Genomic DNA, 15,450 nt, shown 5'->3' with positions numbered 1-15,450 from the left:
CGAAGCTATCCTGCATCTGCTGAAAGATTCTCAATTACCGAAGACCACATATCGGAATCATGATGCGGTGGCCCACCTACTGTAACGTGCTTTGTATCGGCTATGAGATTTCTGGCGTAGTGCTCTCGTGCCGGCGACGAGAACCAAGGCGCAACCAGGTTTCTTGAAGCGCGCCGCCGGGCCAAAGTTAAAGCGACAGCAATCGCTGGATCGCCCTTTGCAAGATGAATTTCAACGCATCGGTCAAGCCAATATCGCCCTGTAGCATACTCAGCCGCTTCTATGGCAGCCTTCAATGCGGCGTCTGGATCACTTCCCAACTGAGTTCTCACGCCGACGATCGCTAAGAGATGCCCATGTTGCCGAGACCATTTCCATGCATCTCGGCGGAGTGGCCATAGTGCAGCTTCTCGACGGCCCATTTCAACATCCAAGCGCCGAACTTCTGCGACCAACTCGTTCTTTGTTGCTTGTAGTAGCCAATGATCCCGCTGCTGAGCAATTTGTATGGCAACTTCGGTCTCACTCTCCTCCTCTTGCCTATCGTCATGCTCCACGGCGTGTTCTCCCATATTGCTTCATTTTCGAGGTTTCCATTGCAACTGCTTTAGTAACAAGTTTCGATTCGCCGACGCCAAGCATTCGGTTAACTCGTTGTGCGCTGACTCGTATATTCTGACTCTGCAGCCATGACACGACACTAGTGATTTCATCGCCATTGGGTTGATAGCCGGCGTGCTTGAGATCCCAGAAAACAGGTGCTGAATACCACCATGGTGCATTTTCAAAATCTTTCATCAGATAGGCCATGTGAAGATTTACCTTTTTGCAGTTTTCAACAAATATGGTTGGCCAGTCGCGAATCAATTCAGCCACATTTCGAATTGCCTCATAGCGAGCAGCTATGTCCAAATATTCAATACTTCGGCCCGCCTTATTCCCGCTGAAACCGGCGGAGAGCCCAATGTTCTTGAACCGCTGAGAACAATATTTATCAATTGCCACTAGTTTCATCAGATGTTTTATGCCATTGAAGTACAGAAATGAGTACACAACCCCAAATTGGGGCAACTCAATCCAGCCTCGCGATAAAACTTGTGTGGCTGAACGAAGGAAATTGACAATTGAGTCTTCCGAAGGAACCTGAGGGGCAAAGGCTAAGTTGAACCTGCATGCATAACAGTTCGTTATTGGCTCTCGATCAGGATTTTCTTTATCAAAGAAGTCGCGTCGGTGAAACATCACGGCCGCACCGCACTCAGGACAGCAGTTTAGTAGCCGACACCCATGCTGCGGGCATGCTACATATAGCGCAATTCGCCAAGTTCTGCGGAAATATGGTTCGTTGTCCTCGGTCAAGCACTGAGGACAAAATTGAAGCCCGTAACGACGACGAACACGGTGATATACCCCGGCCGACAATATCCACGGTGTCATTCCATAGGGATTGTGCTTCTCGTATAGACGCCCTTCAAAAGCCGCGAGAGATGTTTGCTCTGCTCGCTGTATTGTCGTGCCGGTTTTTGTCGCTAATGCGGCCAAACTCTCATTTGTTACAGACTTGTCGATATCACGATTCCAGATCGGCACTTCGCCTAATACCATACGACAGAAGGTATGCAGTTTCTGCCCATTCGCTTTTGCGACTCTTACTAACCACGAGCTAAAGAGTTCATCTTCCAGAGGCTGCGGGTGGGCAGGTAATAACGTTCCTGATAGCATCACAACACCTTGTCAGCCTGGCGTTTTCGCTCCGATGGAGTCACCCAGCCTAGCGAGTCGAGTAGCTTTGCATCGATCTTTTCTTTACCCGTTTTCACAGCATGCGCCGACGCCTGAACCAGCAGCCGAGATAGTTCGCCTATATATCCATCAGTCATGGCGAGGAGCTTTATCGCTAACGCATTCTCATGCAGGTTTGATGCCTGCCGTAGTGGCAACATGCGCTCAAAGCTCACCAGTAACCGCAGGAAGTTAGTGTCGAATGACCAGCGTTGCAGTACAACCGGCTCGAAGCGGTTGGCAAGTTGTGGATCTGTCTGGATTGCACGAAATGCATCTTTAGTACCTACACCCACAATTGGGATTTGCAACTCATTACCAAGGTATTTAATTACGTTGAGAAAGGTCCGTTGTTTGTTTAGATTGCCTGCGAGTATCGAGTGAATTTCGTCGATTACCAAAACCTTTAAATTTATGTAGCGCAGCAGTTTAATCACTTGATATTGCTTTTTTTCCGCGCGGTCGTTATGTCGGAATGGCGCAAAAAGTTGTTCGAGAATCTCACTGTAAAAACGACTCTCATCAGGTACAGGAGGCGCTTGCACAATCATTACTGGCGCGATGATCGCATCTCCCCCTGGGGCGTCGTATGATGGGTGGAGCTGATTGAAGCGCTGCACGAGCATCGTCTTACCATTGTTCGTATCCCCAATAATTAGCAAATTAGGCATGCGATGCGTCTTGGGGTAAACAAGCAGATCCTCAAGTTTCGCGAGAATTTCCTTGGCTTTTGGATAGCCGATCCAACGAGATGACTGAATACGATTAATCCGTTCAGCGTCACTTAACTCCAGCAGCTTCGCGGCATTATCATTAAGATGTGGGGAGCCTATAGTTTCATTCATCGCTCAAAATTCCTCCATCTCATCGAATGGGGCAATTGGCTCAAGTTGCTCCAGAGCCGAGTCAGATGCTATCGCTTGGGTCTGGGATGCCGGTTCAGGCTTAACTTGAGGCTTCACGTCAGTTTGCCCATTTGGGCGACGCTGTACTGCTTTTCTAGCCTGCTTGGTTGCCGCCTTCGCTCCTCTCTCGATTTCACGCATCCGCTCGTAAGCATCAAAGATCAATCGCTCGTTGATATCTTGTTTTCCTTCCATTTCCAACTGCTTGCGGATTTTCCGCAGTTCCCAGATGCTAATTGGTGGATGCGATGTGTCCCGGTAGGGAATTGGAAAGTAGATATTGAGTTCAGGGTCGAAGAACCAGATTGTGCTGATGTCGCGAGGATCTCGCTTGAAAATGAATTTGCGCTTGAACTTTGGCTTGCCTGGAATAGTTGCACTAATCCAGCGGCGTAGCACGTCATGATAGTAATGAATTTCATCAATAACCACGCCGTAATCCTGGACGGTCCTCTCCTCGAACGGCATGAAATCTAACCGCAGCCGCTCTTCATCAAGGATCTTTGCTGGCATGCCCGTGCCAGGACGACTCTTTGTACCGAAAATGCCTTCCTCGTACTTTTTAATTGGAGACATACCAATGCCAGTATGCATGCGCTGGTGGTAAACCTCGGTAATATAGGTTGCTAACCACCTTTCCAGCTCTGACAACGTCAGCGCAGCATTCCCCTCTGAATCGTATTCGCCACGTGCAACAGGATTCGAGAACGTCGAACCGGGAAGCGTGTGCATTTCTCTAAGGAGCGTCCCCAACAACCGCTCGATGTGCCCCCCGAAGTGTGGTCTTGCCACCGGTCGCCATTCAATGTTGATGCCATATTCGCTGCACGCCCGCTGCAACATACCGCCTCGGAACTCTTTCGCATTGTCCATATGCAGGGTCTTGGGCAGTCCCCAACATGGCCAGGATGTACCGATGCTATGCTTAGCAAGCCACTTATCTTTGGACAGAATCACCTGTGCGAGGCATAGACCTGTTGAAAGGGCTCCTGGTGGATCAAATGAGACATAGAAGCCGTATACCATTCGACTGAACACATCAATAGCGAGGGTAATCCATGGTCGATCGAGTGGTTGTCGATACACGTCATCAACCAAGATGATGTCAAGTTTCGTATGGTCCATTTGCACTAATGCTAGCGGCCAGTCCGCGTTCGGAAAGCTGCCTTCAATTGGTGAAAAGCGCTCTTCAGCGGCGCGTCTGCCACGGCGCCGCGATAGTTTCAACTCCTCCGACAACCTGCCGATGCGGTTGCGGACAGTATTACAGTGAGGTGGTGTAATTCCAGCGTTTGTGCAGAGACGTCGAACCTCGTCGCACACTTTTTGGATGGATTTTTGCTGCTTGCTGAGATACTCATTCTCGATTACTGACTTGATAATCACTTCAAGCTCAGTTGACAGCTTGGTGGAACCTGAATCACTCCGCTGACGTGGCATCAGGGACGTTAGTGTTCCTGTCTCCTCATACAGCCTGATCCAGCCATATAACGTATTTGTATGCAGACCGAATTCGGCAGAACGCTTTTCGACATCGGCTCGTGTTCTTTCCTGCATATTGACTAGTGGCTGTATTATTTCGAATCGCTGCTGAGCGAGCTGCCAGTCTTCATCCGGGATGGCATTGAGATCTGGACGCTTGGCCAGCACTTCTCCCAGAGGCTTGCCGGATAGCTCGGCAATTGGTAGTCGAGTGATTTCACCACTTTCTATCTCACGCCCCAAGATGGATTCAAGATCGATAATGTAAGTGATCGTGTAATGACGCCCTTTATGATAAACAGAGCTTCCTTGCTGCAAGGTAAGCAATGCAGGTTGCAGTACTTTCATCGCACAATATCCTTATTCCATATTCTTGAAAACATCGTCAGTGCCAGGCCAAGATCAGTGCCGATGCGTCGGGTAGCGATTAAATGCCAAAGGGCGGGTAACAATTCAGCGCGTGCCCAACGGTCGCGAAATATAGTCTTGACCAAACTATCAGGATCAGTTTCACGCATCTCAGACAAACGCCCGAGTATCAACTCTGTGTGGGCCTGGTTTGGCTCCTGGCGCATGTAGGTTAGAAGGAATCGTGCGTTATCCAGGTATGGCGTGCGGATTTCCGTCTCAGTAAAGATCTTGAATTGCCAACCATGCTGCTTGGCATACCTAAATCCAGCCCGCAGCTTTGGCCGCAGTTTGATCCACTCTGCTCGGATATCCTCTCGGTACTTGACTTCGCACAGCATTGGGCGAAGAAATTTGGCCGGGGCGATATCACGACGATATTCCACCAGCACATCGGGTGTATAGCGCCTTGATTTCCCCTCGGAATCGCGCCAATCAATTTGAACGGGTTGTACCTCGAATTGCTGGACGTTCAAGTCAAATTCAAGGACTATCAAGAAATCGCGTTCTAAAGTGGACTCAAACGCAGCGGTACCATCGGCTTTGGCGCTCGTGGCAATACCTGTCACGTTACGGTAATTTTTGGGAATTTTGCGTACTGGCATAGCAAATCTTAACTAGTACACACAATTGATGGAAAATATAATTTGGTAGCCAGCATCTTTGTTCACCCGTAAAGTTTAACGCTGTGAGATTATTACTCTGATGGGCATACAGTACAGATTAACGGAGGAAGTGTCAGCGGCAGCGTGCCGCGTCCCGGCGAAATTTCGCTGGCGCATTGCGGCGTGTTGTTTTTGGATGAATTGCCGGAATTCGGCCGCAGCGTGCTGGAAGTCTTGCGCGAGCCGCTCGAGTCCGGCCACATCACCATCTCCAGAGCGGCGCGGCAAGCCAATTTCCCGGCCCGCTTCCAGCTGATCGCGGCGATGAACCCCTGTCCCTGCGGCTACCTCGGCCATGCCTCTGGCAAATGCCGCTGCACACCCGATATCGTGGTGCGCTATCAGGACAAGATTTCCGGTCCGTTGCTGGACCGCATCGACATGCAAATCCAGGTCGGCGCGTTGCCGCACGAGGATTTGCTCAAGCAAGCCGACGGCGAACCATCAAGCGCGGTGCATGCCCGCGTCGAACGCGCCTTTGCGCTGCAACTGCGCCGCCAGGGCAAAGGCAACCATGCGCTCTCCAGCGGTGAAATCGACGCCCACTGCAAGCCGGACGCAGCCGCCGAACAACTGCTGCGCGCCGCCATGATCCGCCTGAACTGGTCAGCCCGCGCCTATCATCGGGTGCTGAAAGTGGCGCGCACCATCGCCGACCTCGGCGGCCAAACCAACATCGGCAGCGCCCACATAGCCGAGGCAATCCAGTACCGGCGCGCGCTGCGGGAGCATTGATTGCGGTTGGGGTGCGGCATGTCGTGCCCCACGATTTACAATTCTTTACGGCACTATTCATGTTGATCGGTATTTTGTGCGCCCTGGGCGCTGGCCTGATGTGGGGCCTGGTTTTTGTGACGCCGGTATTGCTGCCGGATTATCCGGGCATCGTGTTGTCATTCGGGCGCTATATTGCGTTTGGTCTGATTGCGCTGGTGCCTGCCTGGCTCGGCCGCCGGCAAATCGCGGCGCTGTCGCGGGCCGATTGGGGCGTGGCGTTCCGGCTCTCGCTGGTGGGCAATCTGCTGTATTACGCGGCCCTGGCCAGCGCGATCCAGCTGTCCGGCGCGCCGTTGCCGACTTTGCTGATCGGCACCTTGCCGGTAGTGATTACGATTGTTTCCAACTGGTCGCCGGGCCGGGCGACGGATGCGGTGGCCTGGCACCGGCTGCTGCCGGCGCTGGCCGTGATTGCCACCGGTTTGCTGCTGGTGAATGCCAGCGAACTGGAGCGACTCGACGGCAGCCGCACGCTGACCCAATATTGGCAGGGTTGCGCGCTGGCGCTGCTGGCGCTGGCCGCCTGGACTTGGTATCCGATTAACAATGCGCGCTTCATGCAGTCCCATCCGCAAATTCGCTCGTCCACCTGGGCCACCGCGCAGGGTCTGGCGATGCTGCCGGTAGTGCTGCCGGGGTTTGTGCTGTATGGCTTGATTGCGCACGCCAGCGGCGGCAGTTATGCGTTCCCGCTGGGGCCGCGCCCGGCGTTGTTCGTCGGCATGATGCTGCTGATCGGCTTATGCGCTTCGTGGCTGGGCACCATGTTGTGGAACCATGCCAGCGCCCGCTTGCCGACTTCGCTGGCCGGTCAGCTGATCGTGTTCGAAACGCTGTCGGCGCTGGCGTATGCCTTCCTCTGGCGCGGCGCAATGCCGTCGGCGCAAGTACTGGCGGGCATCGCGCTGCTGATCGTTGGGGTAATATTGGCGATCCGGACTTTCCGCCGTCCCGCTAGAGTTGCCACACTGAATAATTGATGACTGCGTTTCCGTTTTCCCCTTTTCACTTCCGCCTGACGTTGCCGCTGTTGCTGGCAGCTTGGTTGCTGCTCGCCGGCTGCAGCCCGAGCCTGAACTGGCGTCAGGTAGAAGGCGTTGATGCGCCGTTTGCGGTGCTGTTGCCGGCCAAGCCGACCACGCTGTCGCGCCCGATTGACCTCGACGGCATGCAGGTCACGATGTCAATGACCGCAACCGAAGTCGATGGCGTCACTTTCGCCGTTGGCGTAATCGCGTTGCCGGACGCCGCGCTGGCGCCCAAAGCGCTGCAAGCGATGAAGCTGGCGCTGGTGCGCAATATCAACGGCAGCATCGAGAGCGAGCGCGTGAACAACACCAGCGGCAGCAGCATCGATATCGTCGCCACCGGCACCCTCGGCCGCAGCAAGGAAACGGCCCGACTGCTGGCGCATTTCGCCGCCCGCGATCAGCGGGTTTATCAAGCCATCATCGTCGGCCCCAGCAGCGCAGTACTTGCCATGAGCGCGGATGCGGCCGATACCTTTTTTACTTCTTTCAAAGTGCACTGATATGACTTTCGCGACCTGGATCACATTCTTTTTTGCCGCCTGCATCATCGCCGTTTCGCCCGGCTCCGGCGCGGTGCTGTCGATGTCGCACGGCTTGTCGTACGGCGTCAAAAAAACCAGCGCCACCATTCTCGGATTGCAAGCCGGCCTGCTGCTGATCCTGCTGATCGCCGGCGCCGGCGTCGGCTCGATTTTGCTGGCATCCGAAGTCGCCTTCAATCTGGTCAAGACCATCGGCGCCTTGTATCTGGTGTATCTGGGCGTGAGCCAATGGCGCGCCAAAGTTGGGGCGCGTCCCGAGATCGAGGCCGACACTGCGCTGTCGCCGCCAGAGCCGCAGCGCAGCGCCATGCCGACCTTGCGCCGCCGTTTCCTGACCGGATTTTTTACCAATGCGACCAATCCGAAAGGCATCATTTTCATGGTGGCCGTATTGCCGCAGTTCATCTCGCAGCAAGCGCCGCTGCTGCCGCAATTGCTAATCTTGGGCGTCACCATGTGCGCGATTGATTTGACCGTGATGCATAGTTACGCTTTTGCGGCGTCCGGGATGCAGCGATTTTTTCGCGATCCGCGCATGGTCCGGCGGCAAAACCGCTTCTTTGGCGGCGTGCTGGTGGCGGTCGGCACCGCGCTGTTTTTCGTCAAGCGCGCGCCGACTGCGTGATATACATACACTCTGTTGTATTTTAAGATGCGCACTTAAACAGTGCGCAAGAAGCAGATAATCGCGCATACCCGGCATATATTGCCAGTGAAGAGCAGGGCCGGAGCACAGCATTCCGGTGCCTCAGAGACGCCGCTGCCGGACCTGTCTTTTGGCGCGATTCTTTTGTTGCCAGCGCAGCAGGCCCGTCACAAACATCAAGGGCAGGATCAGACCGGAAAGCAGCACGATGATGCGGCCTGCCAGCCCGAACGCTTCTCCGCTATGCAGTGGATGCAGCCAGGCAAGCAAGCCATCGCCCGCCGACTGTTGCCGTGCATCTTGCTGCGCCAGCAACTTGCCGCTGTATTGATCGACCCAGACCATGGTTTTAGGAAAGCGCCGTCCGGGTTCGCCCTGCTGATACATGCGGATCAGATACGCGCCGGCAGCGTTCTTAGGCGTTTCAACCCAGCGCACTTCAGCCTGCGGGAAGCGCGCTTGAGCAACGCGAACCGCACTGTCAACCGTGATCCGCTGCTTTGCGCGATGCGTTTGCGACAGCACAACAGGCATTTGCGATAACGGTGAAAACCAGTTGATGATCGGGTTGGCCCATGCCGGCAAATCGAGCGCGAAGCCGCTCAACGCCAGAATTAACAAGACCTGAATGCCATAAATTCCGCTGAATTTGTGCAAGTCGTAAGTGCGTCGAATCCGGCCCGCCTGCCGTTGCCAGCGCAACGCACTCTGCCAATTGGCATTCGCCGGCCACCACAGATACAGACCCGATAGCAGCGAGAGGGTAAGCAGCAAGCCCGCGATCCCCATTATCGTTGCGCCCCAAGCTTCGATCAGCAGCAGGTAATGCAGATCGTAGATCCAGGTCATGAGCGTTTCGCCCCAGAAACGGTTGCTGGTAATGGCCAAGTTGCTGGGATCGACGGAAACCATCAATGGCGCAAAACCCCGCTGCCTGGTTTCGTTCGGCTTGTAATAGCGCGCCATCAGCGGCTTGCCGCTGTCCATTGGCAACTCAAGCCGCCACGGCCCGCGACGTTGCGGATGCTCGGCGTTGAGCGCGGCGAACACTGCCTCCAATGGTTGCGGCTTGCCATGCGCCTGCACCGCGATGTGCGGATTGAGCCACTGGTCGATATCGACATAAAACACCAGCAAGCTGCCGCTGATTCCGGCAACGACAAAAACCATCCCGAGCCACAGCCCGAGATGGAAATGCACTTTCAGCCAGATTCGGCGCAGCCGCTGTTGCAGCGTTTTCATATTAAAAAGGAGCTCATCAGAATTTTGTGTTCAACGATACATACAAGGCCCGCGGGCTGCCCGGCGCGTGCAAAGATTGGGTGCCGTCGTGCCATACGTATTCCCAATATTGATTGGTCACATTCTTGACCTGGGTCTCGATGCTGATATCTTTCGACCATTGATAAGTCGCGCCCAGATTCGACAGAAAATAGCCGCCGAACTTGCCGGTGCTATTGGTGCGCTCCAGATAGTAGTTGCCTTGGCCGTTGGCCCAGTAAGACAGCTTCCACTGTGGCGACAGTTGATAGTCCACCCCGCCGGAAATCAAGTAGCGTGGCGCATGGTCGATTTCCTTGTCCTGACTGAGCGGCGTGTGATTGTCCGAGGTCAAAATGCGCGATTTCTGCAGCGAGTAAGCAAACCAGACCGAGGTGTTTTCAGCCGGTTTGATCTTGGCCTGGAAATCAACGCCCCGGCGTTGTGTTTTACCGATGTTTTCCACATCGTTGCTGGCCGCGCCCAGCTTGCGGCGCGCTTCATTTGATGCAACCTGTTGCCAGATGGCGATACGACCTTCCAGCCACTCTGCCGGCGTAAACTTGACGCCGGTTTCCCAGCCATCGTTGATCGATGGCTCTACGTTGGTATTGGCGGTGTTGTAGGAGCCTGCTCCTACGCCAATCTGGAAGGTGCGGCCCCAGTTTGCGTATAGCGAATAGGCATTGTTCAACGCATACGCGGCACTCAATTTCGGTTGCCCGATGCTGCCATAGTTGTTGATGCCATAACTTGCGCCGTTGCTATCGCGCAGCGTGCCTCGGATGACGTCTACGCGGTACGCGGGGATGATTTTCAGCTTGGCGGTTGGGCGGATTACTGCCTGGATAAAAGCGCCCGTGGTATCGAAATCGAAGTCCTGATCGCGGGTTTGCGCGGCATGCACTCGGTTTGCGGTATTCCAGCGCTGGCTCCGGTTCGACTGATGCTCGGTATTTAGACCGCCTTCCAGCGCGAAGTCATGGGCCCAGTTGACGTCGGGGCGATAGGTCAGAGTGGTCAGCGCCCCCACATGGGTTTCGTCTTCAAAGCGCTCTTGCTGGCCGTTGCCTGGCGCAAAAGTGACCCAGCGTCGGTCGTCGGCATGGTTCAGATAGACCTTGGATGACCAGGACAGGCGCTCATTGAGCGCCATATCAAGGTGGCCGCTGAGCTGGCCCAGCTTGCGTTTGCCGCCATCGCTGGCGTTCCTCGCGGCAGAGGCATCCGGGTTGTCGCGTGAATCGGCATACGTCATGTAACCGGGCTCTTCTGTCTTGTTCTCGTAATAGCGCGCGATCACGCCAGTGCGCACACGCCCGTCTGCCGAGTCAAAGAACCATTTGCCGCCGAGCGCTATTTTGTCGGACTCGGAATGCGCGCGATAGCCGTCGGCATGCTGCACGCCGACAAAATAATTCTGCGAAATACCGTCTTTCTCCACCCCTTTGGAGAACTGGATATCCCGCGCTCCAAAGCTGCCAACACTAGCGCGCGCCTCGTTATAGTTGCCGCCGCTGCGGGTGGTGAAATTCACGTTGCCGGCAATGTTGTGCATGCCGTAACGCGGGTCATTGGTGCCCCGCACCACTTCGATAGATTCAATCTCGAGCGGGAAAATCATATCCAGATACGGCATATTGCCGGCATTGTTGTTACTCGGTACGCCATCGATCAACAGCTTCACCGCATTGATTTCACGTTCGCCGTTGAATCCGCGGAACGAGAAGCCGCCCGAAACTGCGCCTTGGCCCATATCGGTGAGCTGCACGCCTGGAGCGCGCCCCAGTAATTCCCAGCTGTAACGCACATTTTGTTCGGCGGCGATATTGCCACCCAGCACATCGACCGAGCTAAGGACGCTGCGCGTAGGAAGCGGCCCCATGCTATTGGCATGGACCCGCACTTCGCCCAGAACCAGCGCTGAATCGGCGGTATTGGAGGCGGACTGCGCCGTGCCAAGAATAGGAAAGGCAGCGGATATGAGCGCAACCAGGATATTACGTTTAAACATTCCATCTCCGAGAATCAAGTACAGCGGAAATATTTCCGTTGATTGTTGCGCGTCGCGAACCGGTCTGCCGTGCAAAAGCACGATGGACCGGCGCAGATGCGCAGGCAAAGGCGCATGGCCTGCTAAGGGCAGGGCCATGCAGCGCCATGCCGTAAAGGCAGGTGGCGCAATTGCACTTCAGCAGAGAGTGGGGCGCGCCCGTGGGCTGGCGGCCGACCAGGCAAACAAAGGCCGCGGGGCAGAGAAAAACTGCAAGGAATGCGAGGCTGCCTGAGCCGCCGGAAACAGGAAAGGCTGGTTCTGTTCAGGCGGCAAGGCGCTTGCCTGCAGGGCGCAGTACGGACAATGCTCCCGGTGGATGCTATGCTGCGCGGGTTGATTCTCGCGCTGCAAATCGGTGGCAAGAATCAGTTTGATTCCATGCGCCGTGCAGATTTGCAACCAGGATGTCGTATCGCCGTTGCCGCTATCTTTGGCCAGCGCAGGCGAAATCGCCGGTGCCATGACGCCACCCAGAATTGCCATGACGGCAATCCAGGTGAACAGGCGGCGAAGGGCTAGGAAGCGATGCATGCGCAATATTCTAGCTGAGTTCTTTTGTTGTGCGAACGTCAGCGCGGGCAATCTCGCAAAGAACTCAGGGCGCCAGATACGAACAATGATCGCGCATAGTTTTGCCGCATGGGCTAGTTAGTGCTTATTGAAGATGCAAGATAGGTTTTCACCCAGCGCGCGCCGACTGTCTGAGGCTGCATACACTCTGTTGTATTTTTAATGCGCGCAATGAAACATTTCGGCAATTGCACGTTAATTGCATATACCCCACTATTTTTTAATCACGCCAGTTAACCGGCTCACAACATGACACTACGCATTATTGCCAGCGGCGGCACCTTCGATAAGCATTACGACGAGCTTGCCGGTCAGCTTGGCTTTGGCGCCAGCCACCTGCCGGCAGCACTCCAGCGCAGCCGCATTACGCAAGCGCACACGCTCGAAGTGCTGCCGCTGCTCGATTCGCTGCAGATGCAGGACGCCGACCGCCAGCGCTTGCTGGCCAGCTGCCGGCAAGCGCCTGAAGCCGCGATCGTCATCGTCCACGGCACCGACACCATGCGCGAAAGCGCGGCAGTGCTGGGCGCGGCCGCGCTCGGCAGGACCGTGATCCTGACCGGCGCGATGATTCCGTATGAGATCGCCAATTCCGACGCGCTGTTCAACCTCGGCTTTGCCATCGGCGTGGCGCAAACGCTGCCGGCCGGCGTGTACGTGGCGATGAATGGGCGCGTGTTCGATTGGGACAAGGTCAGCAAGAACCGCAGCGCCGGTGTTTTTGAGGTTTGTTGAGCAGATATGCCACACATGAACGCATTGAAATACCTGGCCGGTTATTCGGAAGACATCAAGAGCCAGGTGCGCACGCTGCTGGAACAGGATCGGCTCGGCACCATTCTGCTGAAAAAATACGGCTGCCTGCACGAGGTGCGCACCGACCGCGCGCTGTACGACTACGTGATGGCGCTGAAGAACGAGTTTTTGCGCAATGCCGCGCCGCTGTCCAAGGTTGCGTTCGACAGCAAAATTAAAGTCATCCAGCATGCGCTGGGCTTGCATACCGCGATTTCGCGGGTGCAGGGCGGCAAACTTAAGGCCAAGCGCGAAATCCGGATTGCTTCGCTGTTTCGGGAGGTGCCGCTGGAATTCCTGAAGATGATCGCGGTGCATGAACTGGCGCATCTGAAGGAAACCCAGCACGACAAAGCCTTCTATCAGCTCTGCACGCACATGGAGCCGGATTACCATCAGTACGAATTCGACCTGCGCCTGTACTTGACGCAGGTCGACGCACGCGGCAAGCTGCTGTGGCCGGGCAGCGTCGCCGTTGCCAGTGCCAATTCCGCGGCAGAAAAAATATAACCTTATCTACTCACCTCTATTCACCTCGGATCACCCGCTTATGCAACCCATCAATGGCATCCCGATTCCCTGGTACGACATCGCCAGCATGGTTTTTCTGGCCTGCCTGTGCATGTACTTCGGCCTCGCCGCCGGCAGTTTTTCTATCAAGGCTCGGCAGAAACTGCCGTCGTTCGTGTTCAATCGCAGCATTTGTTTTTTCCTGACCGCGGCCTTTTTGCTGATGGCTTTTGCCAGATTGCTGGGCTGGTTTTAAGAGCCGATGCACTGGTTGCCGCCGGCGAGGACACGCTCTTCGTGCGGCAGGCTGCGATTCTGATCGACTGAAAACCTGCCGACGCCGAGGGTCTTGAGGACGCCGGCGGCCGCGTCCAGCGTCTGCAATGCGCGGATTTCTTCGCGCGCGGTATGCAGCGGGCAGTGCGTTTGCTCCAGGTCCCGATAGGCGTGGATTTCCCAGGCGACGCCGTTCCAGAACAGCGTCCACTGAAACTCGGCGCCGGTCGACATGGCAGTGCGAAAATAAGCGATATCGGTAGTCATGACAGTCTCCTTTTTAGTTGGTCTGACTGTGGTTTAGGACATGACAATTGTTTTGTCAAATGGCATTCGTGTTTCGTTGCGCAAAACAGGGTTTAGCGCCAAACGCGCCGCCACCGCCATCGCCGCCACGCCCGCTCACCACTTGATTTCAATATGAAAGAATTTATGATCTGTTCCGATACCAGCAAACGCCGTGTCGCCATCGTCGGCGGCGGTCCGGCCGGGCTGATGGCGGCCGAGGCGCTGGCCCAGGGTGCAAACGGGCAAATTCAGGTTGATCTGTTTGATGCGATGCCTTCGGTCGGGCGCAAGTTTCTGCTGGCCGGCAAGGGCGGCATGAACATCACCCACGCCGAGCCGATCGATGCGTTCTTGTCGCGTTATGGCGCGCGCCGGGCGCAGATTGCGCCGCTGCTGGAGGCTTTCGGGCCGGATGCGCTGCGGCAATGGGTGCATGGCCTGGGCGTGGCGACTTTCGTCGGCAGTTCCGGCCGCGTGTTCCCGGTCGACATGAAGGCCGCGCCTTTGCTGCGCGCCTGGCTGCAGCGCTTGCGCGGGGCCGGAGTGCGCTTTCACATGCGCCAGCGCTGGCTCGGTTGGGATGCGGACGGCGCGCTGCAATTTGCCAGCGCCGATGGCAGCACGTCGGTCAAGCCGGACGCGGTAGTGCTGGCGCTGGGCGGCGGCAGCTGGGCGCGGCTCGGCTCCGATGGCGCATGGCTGCCGCTGCTGGCCGCACGCGGGGTCGAGGTGGCGCCGCTGCAGCCGTCCAATTGCGGTTTCGATTGTGTCTGGAGTACGCATTTCAGCAGCCGCTACGCCGGTGCTCCGCTGAGTCCGGTAGCGCTCAGTTTTGCCGATGGCAACACGGTGCAACGCAAGAAGGGCCAGTTCGTGATTACTGATTCCGGGGTCGAAGGCAGCCTGATTTATGCTTTTTCAGCCGCGATTCGCGATGCCATTGCCGCCCATGGCAGCGCCACTGTCACGCTCGATCTGGCACCCGACTGGACGCCTGAGCGGGTCGCAGCGGAAATCAGCCGGCCGCGCGGCGCACGCTCGATGTCCAGCCATTTGCAAAGCCGGCTCAACATCACCGGCGTCAAATCCGGCCTGCTGCGCGAGTTGATAAGCAAAGAGGATTTTGCCCAGCCGGCAGTGTTGGCCGCCAAAATCAAGGCGCTGCCGCTGACTTTGAACGCGGCGCGCCCGCTGGATGAAGCCATCAGCAGCGCCGGCGGGGTGTGCTTTGATGCTCTGGAGCAGGATTTGATGCTGCGCGCGCTGCCCGGCGTTTTCTGCGCCGGCGAAATGCTGGACTGGGAAGCGCCGACCGGCGGTTATCTGCTGACGGCCAGCTTTGCCAGCGGCCGTGCAGCCGGACTGGGCGCGCTGGAATGGTTGCGGCGCAACGGCTAACGACTGCGGAGTGCGCGATTCATTACCCGGTAACAATTATTGGGCATGATGTGGCTCCC

The 15,450-nt window shown here is 56.2% G+C and carries 16 protein-coding genes and 1 pseudogene; 8 read left to right on the top strand and 9 right to left on the bottom strand.

Annotation, left to right across the window (positions count from 1 at the left end; genetic code table 11):
• Positions 1–5: 5 nt before the first annotated feature.
• The 5 genes from FKCLFG_RS15825 to FKCLFG_RS15805 are packed head-to-tail and all read right to left on the bottom strand — an operon-like array spanning position 6 to position 5,182.
• Positions 6–557: a hypothetical protein gene (locus FKCLFG_RS15825; RefSeq protein ID WP_472614023.1), complete on the bottom strand. Its 552-nt coding sequence runs from the start codon at positions 555–557 to the stop codon at positions 6–8.
• Complete coding sequence (locus FKCLFG_RS15820; RefSeq protein WP_472614022.1) at positions 547–1,722, bottom strand: TniQ family protein; 1,176 nt, start codon at positions 1,720–1,722, stop codon at positions 547–549. Before FKCLFG_RS15820 ends, FKCLFG_RS15825 begins: the two co-directional genes overlap by 11 nt.
• Positions 1,722–2,627 (bottom strand): TniB family NTP-binding protein, encoded by a 906-nt coding sequence (locus tag FKCLFG_RS15815; protein ID WP_472614021.1) that lies wholly within the window; start codon positions 2,625–2,627, stop codon positions 1,722–1,724. The genes FKCLFG_RS15820 and FKCLFG_RS15815 overlap by 1 nt, the downstream gene beginning before the upstream one ends.
• 3 nt (positions 2,628–2,630) lie before the next feature.
• Complete coding sequence (locus FKCLFG_RS15810) at positions 2,631–4,517, bottom strand: transposase (RefSeq protein ID WP_472614020.1); 1,887 nt, start codon at positions 4,515–4,517, stop codon at positions 2,631–2,633.
• Positions 4,514–5,182, bottom strand: a complete 669-nt coding sequence (locus FKCLFG_RS15805) for a TnsA endonuclease N-terminal domain-containing protein (RefSeq protein WP_472614019.1) — start codon at positions 5,180–5,182, stop codon at positions 4,514–4,516. The genes FKCLFG_RS15810 and FKCLFG_RS15805 overlap by 4 nt, the downstream gene beginning before the upstream one ends.
• 138 nt (positions 5,183–5,320) lie before the next feature.
• Here FKCLFG_RS15805 and FKCLFG_RS15800 point away from each other — a divergent pair.
• The 4 genes and pseudogenes from FKCLFG_RS15800 to FKCLFG_RS15785 all read left to right on the top strand — a co-directional run.
• Positions 5,321–5,977: pseudogene (locus FKCLFG_RS15800) on the top strand (ATP-binding protein); the annotation flags it as partial.
• A 59-nt stretch (positions 5,978–6,036) separates the two neighbouring features.
• Positions 6,037–6,999, top strand: coding sequence for a DMT family transporter (locus FKCLFG_RS15795; protein ID WP_472614018.1), 963 nt, complete (start codon positions 6,037–6,039; stop codon positions 6,997–6,999).
• Positions 6,999–7,550, top strand: a complete 552-nt coding sequence (locus FKCLFG_RS15790) for a hypothetical protein (protein WP_472614017.1) — start codon at positions 6,999–7,001, stop codon at positions 7,548–7,550. The genes FKCLFG_RS15795 and FKCLFG_RS15790 overlap by 1 nt, the downstream gene beginning before the upstream one ends.
• A gap of 1 nt (position 7,551) precedes the next feature.
• Positions 7,552–8,217, top strand: a complete 666-nt coding sequence (locus FKCLFG_RS15785) for a LysE family translocator (RefSeq protein WP_472614016.1) — start codon at positions 7,552–7,554, stop codon at positions 8,215–8,217.
• A gap of 123 nt (positions 8,218–8,340) precedes the next feature.
• Here FKCLFG_RS15785 and FKCLFG_RS15780 read toward each other — a convergent pair whose 3' ends face one another.
• The 3 genes from FKCLFG_RS15780 to FKCLFG_RS15770 form a co-directional block, all read right to left on the bottom strand.
• Positions 8,341–9,480 carry a PepSY-associated TM helix domain-containing protein gene (locus FKCLFG_RS15780; protein ID WP_472614015.1) on the bottom strand — a complete coding sequence of 380 codons (1,140 nt, stop codon included), beginning with the start codon at positions 9,478–9,480 and terminating at the stop codon, positions 8,341–8,343.
• 16 nt (positions 9,481–9,496) lie between these two features.
• Positions 9,497–11,512, bottom strand: coding sequence for a TonB-dependent receptor (locus tag FKCLFG_RS15775; protein WP_472614014.1), 2,016 nt, complete (start codon positions 11,510–11,512; stop codon positions 9,497–9,499).
• 177 nt (positions 11,513–11,689) lie between these two features.
• Entirely contained in the window at positions 11,690–12,085 is a 396-nt protein-coding gene (locus FKCLFG_RS15770) for a DUF2946 domain-containing protein (RefSeq protein ID WP_472614013.1), read from the bottom strand.
• 288 nt (positions 12,086–12,373) lie between these two features.
• Here FKCLFG_RS15770 and FKCLFG_RS15765 point away from each other — a divergent pair, with 288 nt between their 5' ends.
• Genes FKCLFG_RS15765 through FKCLFG_RS15755 form a run of 3 tightly spaced genes read left to right on the top strand, consistent with a single transcriptional unit; the run spans position 12,374 to position 13,685 of the window.
• Complete coding sequence (locus tag FKCLFG_RS15765; RefSeq protein WP_472614012.1) at positions 12,374–12,859, top strand: asparaginase domain-containing protein; 486 nt, start codon at positions 12,374–12,376, stop codon at positions 12,857–12,859.
• A 15-nt stretch (positions 12,860–12,874) separates the two neighbouring features.
• Positions 12,875–13,429 (top strand): YgjP-like metallopeptidase domain-containing protein, encoded by a 555-nt coding sequence (locus FKCLFG_RS15760; protein WP_472614011.1) that lies wholly within the window; start codon positions 12,875–12,877, stop codon positions 13,427–13,429.
• Positions 13,430–13,469: 40 nt separating this feature from the next.
• A complete protein-coding gene (locus FKCLFG_RS15755; RefSeq protein ID WP_472614010.1) occupies positions 13,470–13,685 on the top strand; it encodes a hypothetical protein in 216 nt (71 codons plus the stop codon).
• Here the strand turns inward: FKCLFG_RS15755 and FKCLFG_RS15750 are convergent.
• Positions 13,682–13,972 carry a hypothetical protein gene (locus FKCLFG_RS15750; RefSeq protein ID WP_472614009.1) on the bottom strand — a complete coding sequence of 97 codons (291 nt, stop codon included), beginning with the start codon at positions 13,970–13,972 and terminating at the stop codon, positions 13,682–13,684. The two genes, FKCLFG_RS15755 and FKCLFG_RS15750, sit on opposite strands and share 4 nt — an antisense overlap.
• 153 nt (positions 13,973–14,125) lie before the next feature.
• Here FKCLFG_RS15750 and FKCLFG_RS15745 point away from each other — a divergent pair, with 153 nt between their 5' ends.
• Positions 14,126–15,391 carry a TIGR03862 family flavoprotein gene (locus FKCLFG_RS15745; RefSeq protein WP_472614008.1) on the top strand — a complete coding sequence of 422 codons (1,266 nt, stop codon included), beginning with the start codon at positions 14,126–14,128 and terminating at the stop codon, positions 15,389–15,391.
• Positions 15,392–15,450: the final 59 nt, after the last annotated feature.

The sequence above is a fragment of the Gelidimonas denitrificans genome (assembly GCF_055694065.1).
Note: the sequence above shows the minus strand (reverse complement) of the source record. Positions and strands in the feature narration are given on the sequence as shown.